Origin of the sequence: Exiguobacterium sp. s78, assembly GCF_018618985.1 — a bacterium.
Lineage (GTDB): Bacteria > Bacillota > Bacilli > Exiguobacteriales > Exiguobacteriaceae > Exiguobacterium_A > Exiguobacterium_A abrahamii.
Window position 1 is genome coordinate 1 of the sequence record NZ_JACSNB010000016.1, and the last position, 289, is coordinate 289.

The 289-nt window shown below is 48.1% G+C and carries 1 rRNA gene; it reads right to left on the reverse strand.

Annotated features, from left to right (window positions below):
• Positions 1 to 107: ribosomal RNA gene (gene rrf, locus KNQ18_RS17205) — 5S ribosomal RNA — on the reverse strand; the annotation flags it as partial.
• Positions 108 to 289 lie beyond the last annotated feature (182 nt).

Below are 289 nucleotides of genomic sequence, written 5' to 3' on the forward strand. Positions count from 1 at the left end.
CGTCCTATCCTCACAGGGGGAAGCCCCCAACTACTTTCGGCGTTCAAGTGCTTAACTTCCGTGTTCGGCATGGGAACGGGTGTGACCACTTGGCTATCGCCACCAGACATTTATTATCTTAACATTATGTTCACATAACGTCAAGACTTTTTTTCGTTTTTTTGAAAGGCTCGCGCCCTCAAAACTGAAGTCATCAACAAGCATCTGCTAGAACAAGGCCTCGACCGATTAGTATCACTCAGCTCCACATGTCGCCATGCTTCCACCCGTGACCTATCTACCTCATCGT